This is a genomic window from Maribacter taeanensis, assembly GCF_047345145.1.
Classification (GTDB): domain Bacteria; phylum Bacteroidota; class Bacteroidia; order Flavobacteriales; family Flavobacteriaceae; genus Maribacter_C.
Genome location: NZ_JBLFER010000001.1, coordinates 929670 through 951756, shown reverse-complemented (window position 1 = coordinate 951756; position 22087 = coordinate 929670). Strand labels below are relative to the sequence as shown.

Annotated in this window: 20 protein-coding genes; 5 read left to right on the top strand and 15 right to left on the bottom strand. The window is 37.0% G+C overall.

Annotated elements, in window-relative coordinates; genetic code table 11:
* Positions 1 to 74 precede the first annotated feature (74 nt).
* From fmt to ACKWCD_RS04175, 3 genes are read right to left on the bottom strand one after another with little or no spacing between them, the layout of a single operon-like run.
* Positions 75 to 1031, bottom strand: coding sequence for a methionyl-tRNA formyltransferase (fmt, locus tag ACKWCD_RS04185; protein WP_413982679.1), 957 nt, complete (start codon positions 1029 to 1031; stop codon positions 75 to 77).
* Complete coding sequence (locus ACKWCD_RS04180; RefSeq protein WP_413982678.1) at positions 1024 to 2922, bottom strand: RecQ family ATP-dependent DNA helicase; 1899 nt, start codon at positions 2920 to 2922, stop codon at positions 1024 to 1026. The genes fmt and ACKWCD_RS04180 overlap by 8 nt, the downstream gene beginning before the upstream one ends.
* The gene (locus ACKWCD_RS04175; protein ID WP_413982677.1) at positions 2919 to 3485 is read right to left on the bottom strand and encodes an AAA family ATPase; all 567 of its coding nucleotides are present in this window, start codon (positions 3483 to 3485) and stop codon (positions 2919 to 2921) included. The genes ACKWCD_RS04180 and ACKWCD_RS04175 overlap by 4 nt, the downstream gene beginning before the upstream one ends.
* 87 nt (positions 3486 to 3572) lie before the next feature.
* On the opposite strand from ACKWCD_RS04175, the gene ACKWCD_RS04170 reads away from it, so the two are divergent.
* From ACKWCD_RS04170 to murA, 3 genes are all read left to right on the top strand, one after another.
* The gene (locus ACKWCD_RS04170; protein ID WP_413982676.1) at positions 3573 to 3860 is read left to right on the top strand and encodes a DUF493 family protein; all 288 of its coding nucleotides are present in this window, start codon (positions 3573 to 3575) and stop codon (positions 3858 to 3860) included.
* An 84-nt stretch (positions 3861 to 3944) separates the two neighbouring features.
* Complete coding sequence (locus tag ACKWCD_RS04165) at positions 3945 to 4598, top strand: DUF4290 domain-containing protein (protein WP_413982675.1); 654 nt, start codon at positions 3945 to 3947, stop codon at positions 4596 to 4598.
* Between the two features lie 15 nt (positions 4599 to 4613).
* Positions 4614 to 5921, top strand: coding sequence for a UDP-N-acetylglucosamine 1-carboxyvinyltransferase (murA, locus tag ACKWCD_RS04160; RefSeq protein ID WP_413982674.1), 1308 nt, complete (start codon positions 4614 to 4616; stop codon positions 5919 to 5921).
* A gap of 205 nt (positions 5922 to 6126) precedes the next feature.
* Here the strand turns inward: murA and ACKWCD_RS04155 are convergent, their stop codons facing one another.
* The 9 genes from ACKWCD_RS04155 to ACKWCD_RS04115 form a co-directional block, all read right to left on the bottom strand.
* A complete protein-coding gene (locus ACKWCD_RS04155; protein WP_413982673.1) occupies positions 6127 to 7374 on the bottom strand; it encodes a hypothetical protein in 1248 nt (415 codons plus the stop codon).
* Between the two features lie 77 nt (positions 7375 to 7451).
* Positions 7452 to 8453 (bottom strand): pirin family protein, encoded by a 1002-nt coding sequence (locus ACKWCD_RS04150; protein ID WP_413982672.1) that lies wholly within the window; start codon positions 8451 to 8453, stop codon positions 7452 to 7454.
* Positions 8454 to 8475: 22 nt separating this feature from the next.
* A complete protein-coding gene (locus tag ACKWCD_RS04145) occupies positions 8476 to 8883 on the bottom strand; it encodes a GNAT family N-acetyltransferase (RefSeq protein ID WP_413982671.1) in 408 nt (135 codons plus the stop codon).
* Positions 8873 to 9553 carry a lysoplasmalogenase gene (locus tag ACKWCD_RS04140; RefSeq protein ID WP_413982670.1) on the bottom strand — a complete coding sequence of 227 codons (681 nt, stop codon included), beginning with the start codon at positions 9551 to 9553 and terminating at the stop codon, positions 8873 to 8875. Before ACKWCD_RS04140 ends, ACKWCD_RS04145 begins: the two co-directional genes overlap by 11 nt.
* 15 nt (positions 9554 to 9568) lie before the next feature.
* Complete coding sequence (locus ACKWCD_RS04135) at positions 9569 to 10996, bottom strand: amidohydrolase (RefSeq protein WP_413982669.1); 1428 nt, start codon at positions 10994 to 10996, stop codon at positions 9569 to 9571.
* A gap of 54 nt (positions 10997 to 11050) precedes the next feature.
* Positions 11051 to 11467, bottom strand: a complete 417-nt coding sequence (locus ACKWCD_RS04130) for a DUF1801 domain-containing protein (protein ID WP_413982668.1) — start codon at positions 11465 to 11467, stop codon at positions 11051 to 11053.
* Positions 11468 to 11509: 42 nt separating this feature from the next.
* Positions 11510 to 12817 carry a cryptochrome/photolyase family protein gene (locus ACKWCD_RS04125; RefSeq protein WP_413982667.1) on the bottom strand — a complete coding sequence of 436 codons (1308 nt, stop codon included), beginning with the start codon at positions 12815 to 12817 and terminating at the stop codon, positions 11510 to 11512.
* 1 nt (position 12818) lies between these two features.
* Positions 12819 to 13511, bottom strand: coding sequence for an SDR family NAD(P)-dependent oxidoreductase (locus tag ACKWCD_RS04120; RefSeq protein WP_413982666.1), 693 nt, complete (start codon positions 13509 to 13511; stop codon positions 12819 to 12821).
* Positions 13512 to 14009: an SRPBCC family protein gene (locus ACKWCD_RS04115; protein WP_413982665.1), complete on the bottom strand. Its 498-nt coding sequence runs from the start codon at positions 14007 to 14009 to the stop codon at positions 13512 to 13514. It abuts the gene before it with no gap.
* Between the two features lie 186 nt (positions 14010 to 14195).
* Between ACKWCD_RS04115 and ACKWCD_RS04110 the strand changes: the two genes are divergently transcribed.
* Positions 14196 to 15386, top strand: a complete 1191-nt coding sequence (locus ACKWCD_RS04110; protein ID WP_413982664.1) for a T9SS C-terminal target domain-containing protein — start codon at positions 14196 to 14198, stop codon at positions 15384 to 15386.
* Between the two features lie 120 nt (positions 15387 to 15506).
* Entirely contained in the window at positions 15507 to 16358 is an 852-nt protein-coding gene (locus tag ACKWCD_RS04105; protein WP_413982663.1) for a DUF2911 domain-containing protein, read from the top strand.
* A gap of 127 nt (positions 16359 to 16485) precedes the next feature.
* Here ACKWCD_RS04105 and ACKWCD_RS04100 read toward each other — a convergent pair whose 3' ends face one another.
* From ACKWCD_RS04100 to ACKWCD_RS04090, 3 genes are all read right to left on the bottom strand, one after another.
* Positions 16486 to 17520, bottom strand: coding sequence for a substrate-binding domain-containing protein (locus ACKWCD_RS04100; RefSeq protein ID WP_413982662.1), 1035 nt, complete (start codon positions 17518 to 17520; stop codon positions 16486 to 16488).
* Positions 17521 to 17681: 161 nt separating this feature from the next.
* Complete coding sequence (locus ACKWCD_RS04095; protein WP_413982661.1) at positions 17682 to 19388, bottom strand: sodium:solute symporter family protein; 1707 nt, start codon at positions 19386 to 19388, stop codon at positions 17682 to 17684.
* A 105-nt stretch (positions 19389 to 19493) separates the two neighbouring features.
* A complete protein-coding gene (locus tag ACKWCD_RS04090) occupies positions 19494 to 22028 on the bottom strand; it encodes a PIG-L family deacetylase (protein ID WP_413983006.1) in 2535 nt (844 codons plus the stop codon).
* Positions 22029 to 22087 lie beyond the last annotated feature (59 nt).

Genomic DNA, 22087 nt, shown 5'->3' with positions numbered 1-22087 from the left:
TTGATAACTCAGGGTGTTTGTTGATAAAGTGGGCTGTTTTTAGCCATTTCTCGCAGCCCAATGGCTATCGGTCTTCACGAGACATAGGCTGATTTTGCTAAATTTAGTCCGTTTAAGACATCTGAGGTTTTCATTTTTCGCTTTCCAGGTAGTTGAATTTCACTCAATTTTATATACCCCCCATTTACAGCAATTTTAAGTTCTTTTTTATCGAAAATAGCCGCGCCTATTTTTAAGTCGTGTTTTTCTATTACTACAGATACTTGGTAAATTTTTAGAAATAAAGAGTCATCTCCATTTATAAGAGTGGTCCAAGCGGCGGGGTATGGACTAAGCCCTCTTATATGGTTATAAATTTCATGTATTGGTTTATTCCAATCAATTTCACAAGTATCTTTAAAAATTTTATACGCTGATTTTAAATCTTCAGCATCACTTTGTTTCTGAGTACTTACTGTACCCTTTTCAATTTGTGCCGCAGTTTCAATGACTAAACCTGATCCAAGATGCATTAGTTTATCATGAAGTGAACCTGCCGTATCATCTTTAGCGATTTTAATTTTTTCCTGAAGGATAATTTCGCCAGTATCTATCTTATCATCAATAAAGAAGGTTGTAACTCCCGTTTCAGTTTCTCCATTAATGATTGCCCAGTTAATTGGTGCAGCGCCGCGATATTGAGGCAGTAGGGAAGCATGAAGGTTAAATGTACCAAACTTTGGCATCTGCCAAACCAGTTTTGGAAGCATGCGAAAAGCTACTACAATTTGAAGGTTAGCTTTGAGCGCTTCTAATTCAGCAAGAAATTCTTCATTTTTCAAATTGGTAGGTTGTAGTATTTTCAAGTCCTTCTCAACCGCATATTTTTTCACTGCTGATTCTTGTAACTTTCTTCCTCTTCCTGCTGGTCTATCTGGAGCAGTTATTACTCCGACAATTTCATATTTATTTTCAACCAATGCTTTCAAGGTGCCCACGGCAAAATCCGGAGTACCCATAAATACAATTCTTAATTTTTCCTGCTTACTCAAGTTCGTATTGATTTTTCGTATTAATCTTTATGATACCATCCTCTAACATGAATTGAATAGTAGACAAGGTGTGTTTTTTATCCGAAGCATTCAATTCAATTAATTCCCTAGATGTTTTGGCTCCATCTCTTAAAAGTAAAAGTAATTGATTGCTAAGAGATGTCGTTGTTTGATCATCTAAACTTCCCTTACTTGAACATACATCACAAATTCCACAATCATTTTGTGCTGTTTCACCAAAATAAGAAAGTAGTTGTTTGCTCCTACATATAGTATTAGTACTAATATAATTCAACATTTGCTCTAGGTTGTCTGTCTTTATGCGCTGCCGCTCTTTCACCTTGCTTGCAAATACATTTATGGTAATATCATCTTCTCTAGGAACAAGAAAAGTAAGGTCTAAATCGCTATGCGATGCCGTATAGCTGATGATTTCATCTTTCTGTAATTGTTCTAAAACCGCAGTTACCCTGCGTTCACTGGTATTCACTTTCTTGGCTATGAGATCAATATTGATCTTAGTGTCATAATCAAAAATTCCACCGTAGGTGCGTAATATCGTTTGTGCCACTGTCACTAAGGAATTATTGTTTTCGAAATAATCAAAAACTACATCTTTTGATGCGATAAATTGCACGCTAGATCTTTTTGAAAAAGATTCACTGCGGGCAATCACAGAATTTTGATCAAGTATTTGAATAGCATTATACGTCAATAAGGTATTCAAACTATATGTAGAACAAAATTCATTAAAGTTTAATTGAAACTTTTCATCCTTGCCTTCTCCGTAGGCAATTTGAAAATAGTTGTTCAGTTTGTTGTATACTAGTTTTAAAAAAGCAGTATCTGGTAAAACACCAAGAAATTGCTTCTTTACCAATTCCTCATCCGTTTTATTTGTAATGAGAACGGCTTCTGCTGCTTTTCCATCGCGACCTGCTCTACCTGCTTCTTGGTAGTAGTTTTCGATACAATCAGGAATCTGATAATGAACAACCAGCTGCACATCGGGTTTGTCAATGCCCATTCCGAAAGCATTTGTCGCCACAATGACTTTTATTTCATTGTTAAGCCATTTGTTGAGTTTTGATTTTTTTTCTTCCTTCGGAATTCCTCCATGAAAATAGGACGCACTAATTCCGTTTGAAATTAAATATTGGGCTACTTCTTGCGTCAACCTCCTAGTTCTAGCATAAACGATGGCACTCTTTTCTAACTTTGAACAGAGTTGTTTGAGTCGATATCGTTTATCTTCTTCATGATATATTTTAAAAGCAATGTTCTTTCTTGAGAAGGAATCTTTGAAAACAACTGGGTCGAGAAACTTTAAATTATCCGTAATATCTAAAGCAACTTGTTTTGTAGCAGTTGCTGTTAATGCAATCATTGGAGTTTCAGGAAGTAAACCTCGTAGTTTTGAACATTCTAAATAGGCAGGTCTGAAGTCATGTCCCCATTGTGATATACAATGTGCTTCGTCTATCGCAATTAGATTCACATTCATTTTTTGAATCCGTTCTTGAACCATTTCTTGCTGAAGACGTTCCGGGGACAGATATAAGAACTTATAGCCTCCGAAAATACAATTGTCTAACAAATTGCTGACTTCATCGAAGGGAATTCCCCCGGTCAAAGCAATAGCCTTCATACCTTTTTCTTTTAGACTATCAACTTGGTTTTGTATAAGAGCAATTAATGGAGAAATAACAATGCAAATTCCCTCTTTAACTAGTGCAGGTACTTGAAAGCAAACTGACTTTCCACCTCCTGTCGGAAGCAAGGCAAGAACATCGTCTTCTTGTAAAAGGGCAGAAATGATTTTTTCTTGTGAGCCTCTGAATTCCGAATAGCCCCAATATTCTTGTAAAACTTCCTTCGGACTTTTACTCACGTTAGATTCTTTACGCTATCCAATATAAAATCAACTCTATTTGTAATCGTATCCTTTGGAACGATTTGAACATTATACCCCAAATCGGTATAAGATCTCTCTAAGCATTCATTAATTCGAAGAGATTCCTCATAACTTTCAAAACGCTCATTGTCAACTACATGTATTTCCTTCCAAGGAGGCATTAGAAAAATTAAATCATATCTATTTAAACTACAGGCATTGGTAAATGATTCGTCATATTCTTGGTTGAAACAATCCATGTAAGCCAAAACATCAGGAATTCCTCTATCAAAGAAAACAAACTTTTCTGTAGATTCTAATGTAGATTCATATTGAGAAACACGAGCATTTAAAATCATTTGATTGAAGGCCATGGGGTCAGTCACGGACACAATAGGATTGGACTCAAAAACAACCTCGCTTTCTTCTGCTTTTTTTGCCAAGGTCATAGCTCGTATCACTTCTTCTAGACAATGATATCCCTTTTGCTCTAAAGCTTCTATGACTGCTGTTTTTCCTGTGCTAGGACCTCCAGTGACAACTATTCTTTTGGTATTCAAATGTGTTATATATACGCACAAAAGTACGGAAACCATTAGTATTAGAAAATACACTTTGAAGAACTATCTTTGCAGAAAATAATACGTATGGACAATACCAAATCAGACGAGTTCTATAAAAAGTTGAAAGGACAATTGGCAGATACTTCTTCTTGGCCTTCAAATTACTTGTATAAATTTATAGTCCCCACGGATGAAAATAAAATAAAGCAAATTCAAGATATCTTCGATAATACAGGGGCTGTCATCGAATCAAAGCAATCCAAGAAAGGAACCTACACTAGTATTTCAGTGACTGTAAACCTAGATAGTCCTGATGCTGTTATTGCGAAATATAAAGAGGTCGGCAAGGTAGAAGGGGTAATATCACTCTAAAATAGCATTTGTACTATAATTTTGCTAATTTGCAGGCGTTATAAGAACACTTCCTTATTACTTCTTACACAAAAACATTTCAATTTGGATTTAGTAGAAAACTTAGAATATAATACTGAGCGCTCACAGCTCATTATACCAGAATACGGTCGTCATTTTCAAAAGATGGTTGATCATGCGGTATCTATTGCAGATAGAGAAGAACGCAATAAGATTGCAAAGTCAATTATTGACGTAATGGGAAATCTGCAACCGCATTTGCGTGATGTGCCTGATTTTCAACACAAACTTTGGGATCAATTGTTCATTATGTCTGATTTTAAATTAGATGTTGATTCTCCTTTTCCAATTACTTCGAAAGAAGCGTTGCAAGAGCGTCCAGAACCTTTAGAATATCCACAGAACCACCCGAAATATCGTTTTTACGGTAATAATATCAAACGTATGATTGATGTTGCTGTTGGTTGGGATAAAGGAGATATGCGTGATGGACTCGAGTATGCCATTGCGAATCACATGAAAAAGTGCTATCTCAACTGGAATAAAGATGTAGTTGACGATAGTGCAATTTTCAAGCATTTGGTAGAGTTATCTGATGGCCAAATCAATCTTACCGCTGAAACTGTTTTGACCGATAGTGGGCAGTTCTTGAAAAATAGAGTAGCCAAAACCGTGCGTAAGAGCTCGAACAAGAAAAACCAAAGAAATAATAACAATCGCGGAAAGAAGCGATACTAATATTCTCCATCTTACATGGGAACATTTAAAATTGAAGGCGGTCACCAACTCTCAGGTGAGATTACGCCCCAAGGAGCAAAAAACGAAGCGTTACAAATTCTATGCGCTGTACTACTGACCCCTGAAGAAGTTGCGATTACCAACATTCCTGATATTATTGATATCAATAAACTTATAGCCCTGTTGAAAGACTTGGGTGTTAAAGTTGAGAAAAAAGGAAAAGGCTCTTATACTTTTAAAGCTGATGATATCAATCTTGATTATTTACAATCTGACGATTTTAAAAGAGATGGTAGAGGGCTTAGAGGTTCTATCATGTTGGTTGGACCTTTGTTAGCACGCTTTGGAAAAGGATACATTCCAAAACCTGGGGGTGATAAAATTGGAAGACGTCGTTTAGATACACACTTCGAAGGTTTCATCAATTTAGGTGCTACATTCAGATATAATAAAGAGGAATCTTTCTACGGCGTTGAAGCTGATAAACTGAATGGAACTTATATGTTGCTTGATGAAGCTTCGGTAACAGGGACGGCTAATATCGTAATGGCAGCAGTACTTGCAGAAGGTGAGACCACGATATACAACGCCGCTTGCGAACCCTATTTACAACAGTTGTGTAAGATGTTGAACCGAATGGGGGCGAAGATCTCTGGAGTCGGTTCTAATATGTTGATTATACAAGGTGTTGATGCTTTGGGTGGAACAGAACATCGTATGCTTCCTGATATGATTGAAATCGGAAGTTGGATTGGTCTTGCTGCGATGACAAAAAGTGAGTTGACTATCAAAGATGTTAGTTGGGATGATTTAGGGCAAATACCATCAGTTTTTCGCAAACTGGGAATTCAACTAGAAAGAAGAGGAGATGATATCTACATTCCTGCTCACAAAGATGGCTATGAGATTCAGAATTATATAGATGGTTCAATTCTAACTGTTGCCGATGCACCTTGGCCTGGAATGACTCCTGATTTGTTAAGTATCATTTTGGTAATGGTTACGCAGGCTAGGGGAGAAGTGGTGATTCATCAGAAAATGTTTGAAAGCCGTTTGTTTTTTGTAGATAAACTGTTAGATATGGGCGCAAAAATTATTTTGTGCGACCCACACCGTGCTACCGTAATCGGTCATGATTTTAAATCTACATTGAAAGCTACAACAATGACCTCGCCTGATATTCGTGCAGGGGTTTCTCTTTTAATTGCAGCATTATCTGCAAAAGGAACTTCCACTATTCATAATATCGAACAGATTGATCGTGGGTATGAGAATATTGATGAGCGATTAAGAGCTATTGGGGCGAAGATTGAGCGGGTATAGCTAACGGCTCCGTATATGAAAAGTAGCGCTGAAAATAAGCCGTTACTTTTCGGATTAAACACAAGCCGAATTTTTAAATTTTACTATTTATCTTTTTTATTGGAAATCGTCAAATTTAAAAATTTGGCGACTTTCCAAAAACGCCCAAGCCTTAGTTTTAGCAATGACTTGCGCTATTTTTTATATACATTGTGGCCACACGTTTTTATTTCGGTAAGTGGTATAACTGTATTGCTAATTTTAATTCTCGATTTTTATCTCCGTTAATGTGAAAGCGATAATTAAACCAATTTTCATCAGTATTATTTACATAACTTAAATAATTCTCGTGTTTTTCTGTACTTGTTTTAACTTTTTCCAAAATAGAACTAAAATCCTGTTGTCTAACAAACATTATTACAGATGCTTTTGTATCTCTCCAAGTCAAGTAGTTCAATAGTTGTGAAATTGTTCCTAAGTACCCTTTTTCTCCGCTCCAAAATTTACATTCTGCAATGAAAATAACAGAACTATCGTAACGCAACTGAATGTCAGTTTTACCTGATTTATTAAATGTTTCTCCACTCGCGCTACCGAGTTCAAAATTAGGGTCTAAAGTCATTAGAATATGGTCTCGCAAATCTTCTTCGCCTTTTCCTTTATAGACACTTGGCATTCTTTCAAAATTCTTTCCAACATCATTTATAAGTTTTAGAATGTGTCGGTAGCTTTCTTCATTTAAAGTTGGTTCAGGTTTAAATCCTTTTTCTGTTACTATTGGTTTGCTGATTTTTATTTTTTCTTTCAGTTGTGGTTTAGGTACTGAAAATGTATTTGTAGTAGAGCTTTTTCTTTTTAAAGGCACACCTAAAGAAGACATTAAACTGTTTTTATTTAGTAGTGCATTCTTTCTTTTACTAAAAACGCTATGTAAGTTAGATTTTAAAGAGTTATTAAATTTTTCAATATCGCTTATCAAACTGTCGTAATTACTTCTAATACCTCTTACTTCGCTATCAAAACGCTTTTTTAATGCTGGTCCATCATTATCGAAATTTATGAACTCTGTAGAAATTGAATCGCTATTAACTTTGAAATCTCCACCACCTCCAAGATAGAATGTTGAAGCAGGACTATAATTTAGTAAATCAACGTTCCCACTAACTGGAATAAAAAATTGAATTATTTCTTTTCTAACCTTATCAACTCCAAATCTATCATATCTGGCCGAAAAATATTCCATTGGGATATCATCTTCATAGCTGTCCGCATAAACATCTTCGTAGTGAATTGCTGGAATTTCCATTTGATTTGAATCAGTCAAATGTTCTAAGTATTCAGTGGGATTTACATTCAAAATATAATCTTCAGTTTCTCCTTCAATTGTTTGTTTTAATCGTTGGAAAATCGCGCGGAATCTTTCATCAATTCTACCTGTCCCAAAAATTTTTGAATGATTTGAATGTCTATACATTGGTTTTTTTCAAATGTTTGGCAACGTAAGTATAATAAACATATGTTCATTATACCTCCTATAAAGTTAACTAGTATTTATTCTTTTTCAACGACAGTTCCATCAGGATACTTAGCAAACCTACCTTTTTCTTTATCGTGCACATTATCAGCATGTTGCCAGGGCCAACCGCCAAATTGTGTCAATCCATAATCTTTCATGGTTGCTCTTATTTCTTCTTGAGTGTTCATTACAAAGGGACCATGTTGTACAACAGGTTCAGCAATAGGTTTTCCTTGAAGCATTAAAAAATGTGCCTTTCCTCCTTTGACTTTAATCTCTACATCTTCTGAAGGGTGGAGCTCAATACCATGATTTGGTTGAATGATTTTTTCTTCGATTTCAATGGTTGAACCATCATAAAAATAAAGGGTTCTACTCACTTCCGAATCGGCTTTGGGTAGGGTATAGCTTGAATTTGCATCTACATGAATATTCCAAATTGCTACTTCATTTGCCGCATCTGCCGCCCAAGAATCGGGAGCAGGTTTTGGAGCATTCGTATTTTGATAGTTTCCTGCAACTATTTTTACACTCGCGTTTTCTGTTTTTATCACTGGAATATCCTCATGCCAAAGCATGGCAAAATGCGGGTCTACGAACTTGCTCTTGCTTGGAAGATTGAGCCATATTTGAAACAATTCCAGAGGGTTTTCTTCTTCTGTTTTCAGTAATGGAAACATTTCTGAATGCTGAACTCCTCGACCTGCGGTCATCCATTGTACATCTCCTTCACCGAATCTTCCGGCAGCGCCTAAAGAATCTGAATGATCGCAGAAGCCTTTGTTTACAATGGTTATGGTTTCAAATCCGCGATGCGGGTGTGAAGGAAAACCGGGAATGGTTTGTCCGTGATACATGCGCCATCCGTCTTTGATAACAAAATCGTTGCCTAAGTTGCGGCCTTCTAGTGAGGCTGCTGGCGTCATATCTTCATTTCCTTTTGGGTAATGGTCTAAATGATAGACACAAAATAAAAATGGGTCTTGCGTTTGCCAAGGAAATCCTAAGGGAAAAACCGATTTGATAGCATTTTTCATTCTAATGATTTAGAGATACAAGCTAAAGAACCTTTCTTAGTATCACAAACTTTATATTTTGTTTTACATAGGTTTCTTCAGTTTCGACCATTCCGAATTTTTTGTAGAAGTGAGTTTTATTAACCCTTGCATTGCACCATAGGGTATGAAAGTCATTTTCTTTAGCAAAGGCCATCAAGTACAAAAGTAATTTTGAACCATGCCCTTTTCCTTGTAGTTCAGTTTTTGTGGCGAATTTTCGAAATTGGGCGATACGATTTCCCGTTTCGAAAAGGGACACAATGCTTACCAATTCATTAGACAAGAAGAGTCCAAAATGATTCCCATTTGAATCCTCAGGAAGTTTTATAAAATCAAGGGGCATATTTGGCCACATCACCTCATGGCGCAAAGGCCAAGTCTCTTTGGCGGATATAGGTTTAATTTCCAAAATCTCCTTGTTTTAAGACTCCCATGGTAATGAGATATTGAGCGGTTGCATAGGTTCCCATGATGATGATATGAGATAGGGGAATTGTAAATAGAAATTTATTGACAGCTAAAACGCTATCGGATAAAACAAAGAAAAGAGCACCTATAAAGACCAGATTAAAACTAGATTTTGGTACGTTTTCTTTTCTGCGATATGCGGTAATGACCATCGTCAATATTCCCAAAATATATAATATCACAGGTATTTGTAGTGCGCCGAGATTATCCTTTAGAATATAGAATAGGAATCCTCCGTAAGAAAAAAGCAATAGTATAATCCACCAAATTTTTTTAGATGCTTTTCTATTCCATTTTTTAGTAAAAGTCAATGCAAATAGGAGGTGTGCGATAAGAAATGCTGCGAGACCTAGCGGGAAGAATATACTTGAGCGGTCTTCAAATAACAAAAAGACATCTCCTAGAAGGGAGCAAAATAATGCTCCCGTCATGAGATAAAATGTTCTGTTTCGATTGCTTTTCGCCTTATTCAGAAAATAGAATAAAAGCGAGAGTAACAACAAGGGTTTACTGATTACCCGCAAACTTGAAGTTGCCTCGAAACCGCAGGCTAAATCAAAAAGAACCAATAGAACATAGCCCCATAAAAATGAGTTCTCTTTTAGCCGCATTTATTGAACTAGAATTTAGTTTGCAGGAATTGGTGGTGGCCCATCAATCATAGGCTTGTACACTTCATCGCCTTTACGCTGCTTAAATTCTGCTTTCACTTCATTAACTAGTTTCGGATTTTCGAATAAATCGACAGCTGTCATTCCCAATGCTTTTGATGCGTAAACCATTCCTTTATGACCTATAGACATTCCTCCGCAGGCTACAACAGCCCAAGAGTGCCAAGGCGTATCCTTAGGAGCTACAGTAACACTTAAATTGATATTTGGCACATTCCAGCTGACATCACCAACATCGGTAGAACCACCACCAGGAGTTTCAAGAGTTTCTCGCAAAGGATTTATGGAAGCATCCATACCGACTTCCGGTTTTTTCGTAGCTTTTTGAATCGCTTTTCCGAAAGCTTCTTCTTCTGGCGTGTACGTGATAGGTCCCAATAACTCTAAGTTCTTCTGCATAATGGCTCCTCCAGAACGATTTACCAAAACTTCGTAAATTCCTGAAACCAAAGAAATCTTGTAATCTACATCAGCCATTATCGCTGCACCTTCGGCCATTGCTTTTACACGCTCATAAGTGGGTAACATTTTGGAACGTTTCGGATCGCGAACACGCACCCATAATTTGGCATAATCAGGGACTACATTTACTACCTGTCCGCCATCTTGAATATGATAATGAATACGTGAGGAAGGAAGAATATGTTCTCTGTAATAGTTGATTCCTGTAGTGTACAATTCAAGTGCATCGGAAGCAGAACGCCCATTCCATGGATCAGCAGAAGCATGTGCTGCCTGTCCTTCAAATTCTACAATAAAGTCTATTAAGGAAAGTCCACTTTGTACATCAGCTTCAATTTGAGGCCCAGGGTGCCAGCTAAGATTTACATCAACATCATTCCATAAACCTGCTTCGACCATCCATACTTTAGCAAAAAATTTTTCTTCTGCCGGAGTCCCTAAAAATTTGATTGTACCTGTCAGTTTTCCAGCTTCCATTAACTCTTTAATGGCAATTGCCGCACCTAAACTTGAAGTGCCGAACATATTATGACCGCAACCATGACCTGCTGCGCCTTCTTTGTAAGGTTCCTTTTCAGGTTGTGCCTTTTGAGATATCCCCGGTAGGGCATCAAATTCTCCCAAAATACTAATAATGGGTTTGCCTGAGCCATAAGTGGCTGTAAACGCTGTTGGTATATCGGCTACACCTCTTGTTACCGTCATTCCGTTTTTCTCTGCATAGCTGGCTAATATCTCTGAAGATTTTAATTCCTCAAATGCGGTTTCAGCCGCTGCCCAAATCGAATCACTAATTTTGATCAATTCGGCCTTGTGTTTTTCTACAGATACTTGAACAGCTTTTTTGTTTTTGGTCATTTTTTGAGCCGATACTGCAGAAAATGTTAGCAGTAGTAAGCCCAGGAGTGTACATTTTTTCATTCTTAAGTGATTTAGTTTAATTCCCGCTTAACAAGGAATCTGTATTTATTTGAGTTAGCTATTATATTTTGTATTCATATGTTCAAAGGAGGTTTTGATAAGTTCAGAAAGCACATCTAGATTCACATCTGATAACTTATTGATGTAAAGGCAAGATTTGCCAGCTTTGTACTTTCCTAATCTTTCCATTATCTTAGGATATCGTACAAATCCCGTATTGTAAACGGCAAGATTTTGCTTACGAGGGGAAAAGCCTGCGATAAGCATATCACCTTCGCGACCTGTATCATATTTGTAATGATAACTGCCAAAACCGATGAGACTATTGCCCCATAAGACAGGAGGATATCCAGTAATTTCTTGCATTAGTTCTAGTAAGGCATAGCTGTCATTTCGCCGGGTATCGTTCTCGACGGCATCTAAGAATGCCTGTACGGAAGCCGTTGTAGCTATGGTTTTGTTCTCGGACATTGTTGGTCAAATTACAAGGTCCCTAAATATAGTAAAAAGAGATTATGCGACCGCTTCTTTATAGACTTTTAAACATCGTTCGCGTGCCATTTTATGATCAACCATAGGAGTAGGGTAGGTCAGCTCTTGTAAATCAGGAACCCATGTATTGATATATTCTTTTTGCTTATCAAATTTTTCAATTTGGGTGGTAGGGTTGAAAATTCGAAAATAAGGTGCTGCATCAACTCCGCTTCCAGCAGCCCATTGCCAATTACCAACGTTTGCACTTAGGTCATAATCTAACAATTTTTGAGCAAAATAGGTTTCTCCCCATCGCCAATCGATTAATAGATGTTTACACAAAAAACTCGCTACCAGCATACGAACACGATTATGCATATAACCAGTAGCATTTAGTTCTCTCATACCTGCATCTACCAGGGGATAACCCGTTTGTCCGTTTGTCCATTTTTCGAACTCTGCTTCGTTGTTTCTCCATTCAATGCGATCATACTTTGTTCTGAAGGATTTATTTACGGTATGCGGAAAATGCCATAATATTTGCATAAAGAATTCCCTCCAGATCAATTCATTCCAGAAAACTTCATTCTCCTCTGCAATGGCCTTTGTCATCATTTGTCGAATGGATACTGTGCCAAAACGCAAATGAGGACCAAGTCGAGAGGTTCCGTTTTGTATTGCAGGAAAGTTTCGGGTTGCTTCGTAGTTATTGATTACATCAGGACTTGCATTGTAATCCGGTACCCTGATATCAGAATTTGTAAAGCCCATGTCACTCAAAGTAAGGTTTGGAAGACTAGTATTTTGAATAAGATTTGAGAAATAAGGATACGTGTCACTTGGCTCAAGATAATCAGCATTGAATGTTTCTTTCCACTTATTTTTGAAGGGTGTATAAACCACATACGGAGTGCCATCACCTTTGACAATATCATCTTTTTCAAAAATGACCTGATCTTTTGATCTTGAAAATGAAATTTCTTTGGTTTTTAAAAATTGCTCAATTGCGGTATCTCGCTCATTGGCATAAGGTTCATAGTCGCTGTTAGTGTAAACAGATTGAACGTCATAACCTTGTGTAAGTGCTTTAAAGACATTCTTTGGGTTTCCATAAAAAAAAGCTATTGAACTCGCGTGAGATTCTGCCAGTTGGGTTCGCATTTTTTGTAAATTCTCAAAAATGAAACTTACTCTAGCATCATATTTCGGAAGTTTATCTAGAATTAGTTTATCGAAGATAAAAATGGGAAGAACTGGGTATCCTCCTTTTAAGGCGGCTAAAAACCCAACATTATCCTGCAATCTTAGATCGCGTCGAAACCAGAAAATAGATACTTTTTCCTTCATATTAGCTAACATTCAAAGTAGACATTCCCCCATCAACACCAATAATTTGTCCTGTCATCCAAGTGCTATTTTGACTTAATAAAAATACAGCAATGTTGGCAATGTCGTCAGCTTCACCAACACGTTTTAGAGGATGCCGCTCAGACATCATTTCACGTTTTCTATCATTACTAAGTAATCGTCCTGCAAGGGGAGTGTCAACAAGAGAAGGTGCCACCACATTTACTCTGATTTTCGGAGCGTATTCAGCTGCCATTGATTTTGCGAAACCTTCAATAGCACCTTTTGCGGCGGCAACACTGGTGTGAAATGGCATTCCTGTGCCTACAGCCACAGTGCTAAAGAATACCATGCTCGAACCTTCGCTCATTATTGGAATAACTGTTTTAATAACCTTTACCAAACTAAAAAAGTTCAATTGCATATCTTCTTCAAAAGTTTCCAAACTCATCATCTTAAACGGCTTGAGATTTATGCTGCCTGGGCAGTAGGCAAAACCGTGTAATTCTTCTGGTAATAAAGTGACATCTAAGCTATCGGTAAGGACATCAAAAGGAATATGTTTGGCTTGAAGCCCTTCTAGTCCTTCCTTTGTTCGAGATGCTACATAAAGGTTGTGATCTTGATGAAGTTTCTGAGCCATTGAGAAACCAATGCCTTGAGAACCTCCAATAAGAAGTATATTTTTTTTCATTTATATGGATTTTAAATAAAGTTCATTGGGTCTTCCGTCAATTTTACCGAAAAGCTCGAGTAATTTTTCTTCTCGATATTTAAAAATCTGTTTCAATTGTTTTTTTACTATTAAAGGATGTGCTAACTGGCCTAAAATTCCGAAAGGAATCTTGTAATCAATAACATCTTCCATTTCAACTCCACCTTCAATTGGTTTTATAAAATGTTTATGATGCCATAGCGCATATGGGCCGAAGCGCTGTTCATCAACAAAATATTCTCCCTCTTTTACATGTGTGATTTCCGTTACCCATTTGGTAGAATATCCCGGAAACGGGGAAACTTTATATTGAATTATTTGTCCGGGAAACATAGGTCTGTCTGCTCCATCAAGGATATTGAAACCCATATGATCAGGAGTAATGACTTTTAAGTTCGAAGGACTTGAAAGGAAATCCCAAGCTTCTTTTTGCGAAATAGGCATAGCTTGTTTAGAGTGGAGTTGATAGAGTTTCATTCATTCAATTTTATCAAAGATAGAATCTTTTTGTTTAACAAAAAATATATATTGTTAAACAACATATAAGAGATTCATTTTTAAATACTTTAGAAATTCTGCCAGCGTTAGATAAAAGAGTACCGTTGGGCTTATATTTTATAGCATAAGGCCACAATTTTGTATTTTTCGACAAGAACCTAGACAATGAATCTAAGATTTCTTTTTTCTTTAGCAATTTTATGGAGTGCTTCTTTATTTTCTCAAGAAAATGCAGAAGTACTGAGTATTTTGCCTAGTGAAGTTTCTGAAACCTCGGGTTTGATATTTTATAGAGGAAAACTTATAACCCACAACGACTCGGGTAATACCCCTCAACTCTTTGAAATAGATACGGTATCTTATCAAATCACAAGGACCGTGACGATAATGGATGTTGAAAATATCGATTGGGAGGATATAACACAGGATGATCAATATATCTACATCGGCGATTTTGGGAATAATGTTGGCACCCGAACCGACCTTCGAATTCATCGTATCAGCAAACAAGACTATGATCAAAGTGATTCCGTATCCGCGGAGCAAATCAACTTCAGCTATGAAGATCAAACTGATTTCACGAATACCGGAAATAGTGATTGGGATGCTGAGGCATTTTTCATTTGGAATGATCAATTAATCGTGTTAACGAAGCAATGGAAAAGTAACGGAACCGATGCTTACACTATCCCCAAAACTCCAGGCCAACATAATGCCAGAAAGATTGATAGTTACGCCATTGACGGTTTAGTGACAGGAGCTACTTATAATCCGCTTTCAAATGTGCTTTTTCTAATCGGATATTCATCTACATTAGGACCTTTTACCGCTAGCTTTGAAATTTCCACTACGAATACATCAGTATTTACGAATGAAGCGGTTCGAGCTAATTTGAATATTGGTTTGGCACAAGTAGAGGCTATTACATATTCAGATGAAGATACCTATTTTTTTTCCTCGGAATCATTCTCTAGAACAACTCCATCAATTACTTTAGAATCAACCTTGTTTAAGTTTGAGATTACTGATGTAACCGAACCAGAACCAGAACCTGAACCAGAACCTGAACCAGAACCTGAACCAGAACCAGAGCCTGAACCAGAACCTGAATTGGGAAATGATGAGATTATCTTATATAAGGGTAGATTGTTTGATTTTTTAGAATACCAATCTGGATTTGAAGAGACCATCCTTAAGCGATCTATTTTCGACCCTCTAGGTCGTGAAATACAATTTGTTTTGGGAAGTGATATTGAAAATAATCGTGTGGATTTATCCACCTTACAAAATGGAATTTATTATTTAACCTTCTATTTTTCAGATAGTAAGAAATCCATACCATTCTACAAGGACTAGGGTTAGTTATACTTTATTTAAGACTTTCTTAACAATACTGACTATGGTTTATGTATAGCTTTGTCATACACAAAAAACCAAATTCCCACCGTTGTGGGAATGACATTAAAATTATTTGAAATGAAAAAAATTACCTTATTCTTATTTGTTGCTCTAGCTTCTTTTTCTTTAGAAGCTCAAATCAACACACCAGCCCCTAGTCCTGCTTCTAAATTGATGCAGACGGTCGGGCTTACTGACGTTACCATAGATTATTCTAGACCATCTATGAGAGGAAGAACAATCTTTGGCGATTTAGTACCTTATGATAAATTATGGCGTACAGGCGCTAATGGATATACTCTTGTCACCTTCAGTACTGATATAAAAATTGGAGGTCAAGATGTAAAGGCAGGTACTTACTCTGTTTTTACAAAACCAGGAGCTAGTTCATGGGAAGTATTTTTCTACACGGACACTCAAGGGGGAGGAACTCCAAGAGACTGGGATGACAGTAAAGTAGTAGCTAAGGCAAACGTGCCTGCTATTAAGATGCCAGAGGGAGTTGTAATAGAAACTTTCACAATCACAATTGATGATCTAACTTCAAACTCTGCCAATCTTGGTATGATGTGGTCAGATATCTATGTGGCTGTGAACTTTGAAGTGCCAACAGATGCGGCAGTTGAGAAAGACATTGCAAGAGCATTAGGTGGGCCATCTGCTGGAGACTATTATGCAGCAGCTACATATTACTCAAGCGAAGGAAAGGATATCAATAAAGCAAAAGAGTGGATGGATAAAGCGATGGCAATGACTGAAAAGCCGGCTTTTTGGCAGTTACGTCAACAGTCACTTATTCAGGCAAAAGCTGGGGATAAGAAAGGCGCTATTGCCACTGCAAAGAAATCTTTGGCAGCTTCTAAAGAAGCAGGTAATATGGACTATGTTAAAATGAATACTGACTCTTTGAAAGAGTGGGGAGGTATGTAATTGTTTATTTAATGAAATTAAAAAGCCTCAACCTTTTGATTGGGGCTTTTTTGTTAATATGGTTTGTCCTCGTGAAATGTTCTACAGCTCTATCAATGCAAAATACGCCATAAGGATAGCTTCAAAATCAATCCAAATAATATGCTACATTTTCAGAAGTTATGATATCAATTGGGAGTAAATTTTCCGATGGTATTGGTTTTCCAAAAAGGAAATGTTCTGCAAGATAACCTACACCTAAATAGGCCTGACGTTTTGGCTTTTGATGTATCAAAAAATCAATACAACCTGTTTTAAGAAAATTGATGTTTTCATCCAGAAGGTCGTAACCAACAATTGTAATGTCTTTGCATAAGTGGTCGATTGCCTGAATAAAATGATAAGCTTTCGAGTTTGTTACGAAAATTGCGGAAATTTTAGAGTTCGATTCTACTAAGGCCACAGCTTCTTTTTTAAAGGCTTCTCTATCCGAAGTTCTTAGGCTGAAGGTGCTAATTTTAGGAGGATTTGTTTTCTTTTCAAAATAGCTTTTAAACCCTTTTTCCCTTAGCTTCATATTCGCCTCTTCATCCAAATGTAGAATACCAATAATAGCCTTTTCATCTACTAATTTTTCAATAAGACTAGCTGCAACTCGACCACTTTGATACAAATCTTGACCAATAAAATTTCCAGGATTAAAAGTATCAATAGTATTATTAAATGAAGCTACCAATACCTTTTTCTCTTGGCATTGTTTATAAATATCTTGGGCTTCTTTTTGAAAAAGCGGTACTATTAGAAGTGCATCTAAAGGTGACTTTAATGCTTTCTGAGATTTTTCAATGAATGAATCTCGATTATAAGGGTCATAATAAAACTTACTTACCGACAAGCCAAAAGGTTTGAACTCATTTGTTGCATTTCGAATTCCTTGAACAGCTGGATACCAATAGGCATCTTGTTCAGGGTCGGGCATCAAAATACATATTTTATAAACCTTATTATTCTTGAGATTGCGAGCGATCGGATTGGGTTGGTAATCTATTTCCTTAAGGACTTTCTGAACCTGCTCTAATGATTTTGACGATACTTTGCCCCGTTGGTGAAGAACTCTGTCTACCGTTCCTTTTGAAACGCCTGCTAACTCAGCAATATCTTTTATTGTGTATTTTTTATCCATTAATTACTTTAATCTTGCCTGTAAAAAGGGGATGTCTTATCAAGAAGCTTTGTAAATATAGATAATTCTTAAATATTTGTTAAGAACATTCTGTGTTTAACATAGGATCAAGAATATATCGGACTAAATTAAAATGAACAAGGATCTTTAGGTTTGCAGAACTACGAGTCTATATTTGAGGTCTTCAACATACGATCAAAACCTTCTAAGAGAATTGCTATTAGCATTACTAAAGCGCAACCAAAAGCATTAAGCCATAGATATGACATCCAGTCGAAATAAAAACCTATAAACACTATTATCTGGGTTATAATAGCAGCCATAAAAACGGAATTTCCTTTTACATATTTGATGAAGAAGGCTAAAAGAAAAATTCCCAAGACATTCCCATAAAATATAGACCCAATTATATTGACTAATTGAATTAAATTGTCAAATAGGTTAGCCACATTGGCAATTAGAATTGCAATGATTCCCCAAACTAGCGTGAAAAATTTTGACGCTTGTACGTAGTGTTTTTCAGAGGCCTCTTCTTTTTTGTTTCTCTTATATAAATCGAGTGCGGTAATGGTACCCAAAGCATTTAATTCTGATGCTGTAGATGACATTGCAGCAGAAAGTATTACAGCCAACAACAATCCAATAAGGCCCTTAGGCAGATTGTTTAGGATGAAGTGAATGAATACATAATCTTTGTCGTTGGTCTCAGTATTTTTATCGGCTTGACTAATAAGTGCTTTTGCAGCTACCCGGTTTGTGCTATCTCTTTTGTTTATTGTAATAATCTGTTGCTTCGCCTCATCTATGGCAATATATTCTTTAAGTTCTAAAGCCGCAGAAAATTTATTTTGAGCCATTTTCTTTTCAACTTCTAACTCTATTTGTTCGTCTTGTAATAATTTGTAATCCTCAGCATACTCAGATTCCATAACAATTTTAGTTGCTGATGGATTAAAGTTCAAAGGAGCAGGGTTGTATTGGTAAAAAACAAAGACCATTACACCAACAAGAAGAATGAAAAATTGCATTGGAATTTTAAGCATTCCATTGAAAATAAGGCCTAACTGGCTTTCTCTGACCGACTTTCCTGAAAGATAGCGTTGAACCTGACTTTGGTCTGTACCAAAATATGCAAGGGCTAAGAAGAGTCCACCCGTAATTCCGCTCCAAAAAGTGTATCTGCTTTTGGTATCAAATGAGAAGTCGAGAATATTAAGCTTCTCACTTGCCCCCGCTATTTTAAGTGCTTTAGAGAATGTAACGTCGGCTGGAAGGTAGCCAAGTATAAAAAAGAATGCGATAAACATTCCCGTCATTATGATAAACATTTGCTGTTTCTGAGTAACACTTACTGCCTTTGTACCTCCTGAAACAGTATATGCAATTACTAAAACACCGATGATTACGTTCAGGGTTCTTAAATCCCAGCCTAAAACCGCGGATAAGATAATTGAGGGTGCAAAAATCGTGATACCTGCCGCTAAACCTCTTTGAATCAAAAATAAAATAGCAGCAAGAGACCTTGTTTTTAGATCAAAACGATCTTCAAGAAACTCGTAAGCCGTATACACTTTAAGTCTGTGGTATATGGGAACGAATACCAAACATATAATAATCATAGCCAGAGGCAATCCGAAGTAAAACTGTACAAAGCCCATTCCGTCGTGAAAGGCTTGCCCAGGGGTGGATAAAAAAGTAATGGCACTTGCTTGGGTGGCCATTACAGATAAGCCTATGGTCCACCATTTAGAATCTCTACCACCGCCAACATAATCCTCGACATTATTTCTTCCTTTGGTTTTCCAAACACCATAGACTACAATAAATAAAAGAGTTCCGGCCAGTACAATCCAGTCTATTGTTTCCATATCAAGTAAAAGAAGTCATTATATAGGAGAAGATTAAAATGTAGAGCACATTCAAGATAAGCACCATAGTATATTCTTTTTTCCAAATGAATTTATCTTGCATATTTATCCTTTAACTGCTGGTTTTTTTTCTACGTTTTCTTTTCCAATAGACAGCATATTTGCAAAGAGTTTGTAGGCTCCAGAAACTCCGGCAGGCAATTCTCTAAAAAAGCTTAGTCCAGTGTAGATATAGTTTCCTTTTCCGTAGGGAGCAACCAAAAGACTTCCTTTTTTGGCCGATTCTCCGTTATCTTTCATGGAAAGAATTGGGGAGAATTCATCACTCCATTCGTTTGGAAAATACAAACCTCTTTCTTGAACCCATCCCTCAAAATCTTTTTCATTTATAGGATTTGGGAAATTGACAAGCGCGTGGTCTTTAGCAACAATTTTCACACTAGAATTCTCATCGGTTACTCGGTCTCGAGATAATTTTAATTCGTAGGGTGCGATGTTGTTAAATTGTTTGTCCCATCTGCCAGCTGTATTGTATTGTACAATAAGGTTTCCCCCATCCTTTACATAGTCCAATATAAAACGTTGTTTGAATTGAAGTTCTTTAACAACATTATAGCCACGAATACCAACTACTACAGCATCGAATTTATCCAAACTTCCCGCTTGTATAGAGTTCGGGTCAACGGTTACGACATTATATCCAATTTGTCTTAGACTCGTTGGTACATCGTCACCAGCACCCATGATATAGCCAATGTTTTCGCCCAAGCGTTGTATGTTCAAACGAACTACTTTGGCTTCTGCCGGAAGTAAAACCGACTGTGTCGGAATATGATCATAGGCAATAGTGACTAACTCCTTAGTGATTTGATTTCCATCTATTTTGATAATAGGGGCAATGTAACTCTCATCCTCGTTTGTGGGTGGAGTCAAGGTAAATTGTAATATTTGTTCATCACCTTTTTTAGCAATTTCAAAGGGTTTAATTTCTTGGTCAACCGTCCATCCTTTGGAGTAGCAAAATTGAACATCTCCTTTGATATTATCTTTGTGAGCTTTGACAGTTATTGCAATTTGCTTGGGCTTTCCATCTGCAAAAATGACCACCTTATCATCAAAACGTGCAGTAGCCTCAGGAAGCACTTCAAATGGTTGGTACAATTCCCCTTTATCGTTTCGAGCGTATTTGTACACCACAGGTTTCTGAAATGTAATTTCATAACCGTCAAAGTCTAAGACAAAATTAGCTTGGAAAGCTCTTGGAGTTTCGGGCTTGCCGATTAAACTTTTGTCGGTCACTTTATACATGCCTAGGCTACCTTTTTCATTAAGCCAATACGGACTCGTGAAATTCGTTTCTTTAGGAATATCGAGATTTAGCTCGAAGTTGTTCTTTTTGTTGTTTTCTAAAATAGTAAGAGGTTCAAGACCTTCATCAACGTCGGAAATACCTATCGATTTTAAGGTAATTCTGGCATCACTGCGATTTAAGACGTCAAGATTTAACTTGACAGCATTACCAGGATTGGCTATTGCAGCATCAGCAGAGGCTTCCAAATACAGTCCTGCAACGGATTGAATAATAGCCTCTATTTCTACAAGTTTGATGGTTTTCCAATGGACATCGCTTAACGAACTTATAAATTTATGTGCTTCCAAAAGTTGAGGAAGGTGCTTCACAGGGTTTGTAAAATCAAAATCTGCTTCAACTTTGGTAAGTATGGTTCCGATAGCTTCTCCGCCTACAACTCTTGACCAAGTTGTATTGATTCCATCAAAAATGTTTGATTTGTCCTTAGGAAAATCACCTTTTAAAAATTCGATGTATTCGTTTTCGCTTCCTCGAGAAGTAATTCTTCCAAAACCTTGACATAAATGTTGGCTGCTTGCCCAAGATGCAATTTCGTTATTGGAAACACCAAGGGTAGGATAGAAGACGCCTACATCCATATTCATTAATTTGGATTTGTCCGCTTTTTCAAACTTTTCCCTACTTCCGTAAAACCACCAAGACGTATTAAAAAATAAGCGTTTTGGTTGCCAAATCTCTGTTGCCGCTAATTGACTAGGATAGGCATTAGGGTCATTTACCAAATCAAAAGCTTCAAAACTCAACATAGCAGATGAAGTGTGGTGCCCATGTGTAGAACCGGGAGACCTATGGTCAAAACGATTGATAATGACGTCTGGTTTAAAGGTTCTGATAATCTGCACAACATCCCCTAGCACTTCTTCTTTATTCCAGATTTTAAGGGTTTCATCAGGATGTTTTGAGTAGCCAAAGTCATTTGCTCTGCTGAAAAATTGTTGACCACCATCCACTCTTCGTGCGGCCAAAAGTTCTTGTGTCCGAAGAACCCCTAGCAACTCTCGTAATTCAGGACCAATTAGATTTTGACCTCCGTCACCACGAGTTAGTGATAAATAAGCGGTTTTTGCTTTAACATTGTTCGATAAATAGGATATCAAACGGGTATTCTCATCATCAGGGTGCGCAGCTACATATAGCGCTTTTCCTAAGAAATTCAGTTTTTGAACGGAATGATATATTTCAGCTGAAGTCCCTTTTTTGGGGGCTTGAGCAAAAACGATTTGTATAGAGAATAGGAAGGAAACAAATACTACTAGGTATTGACGCATCATTATTGTTGTAAGTTGGCTCTCAAAGATAAAGAGATAAAGAGGGAAGAAATGTTATT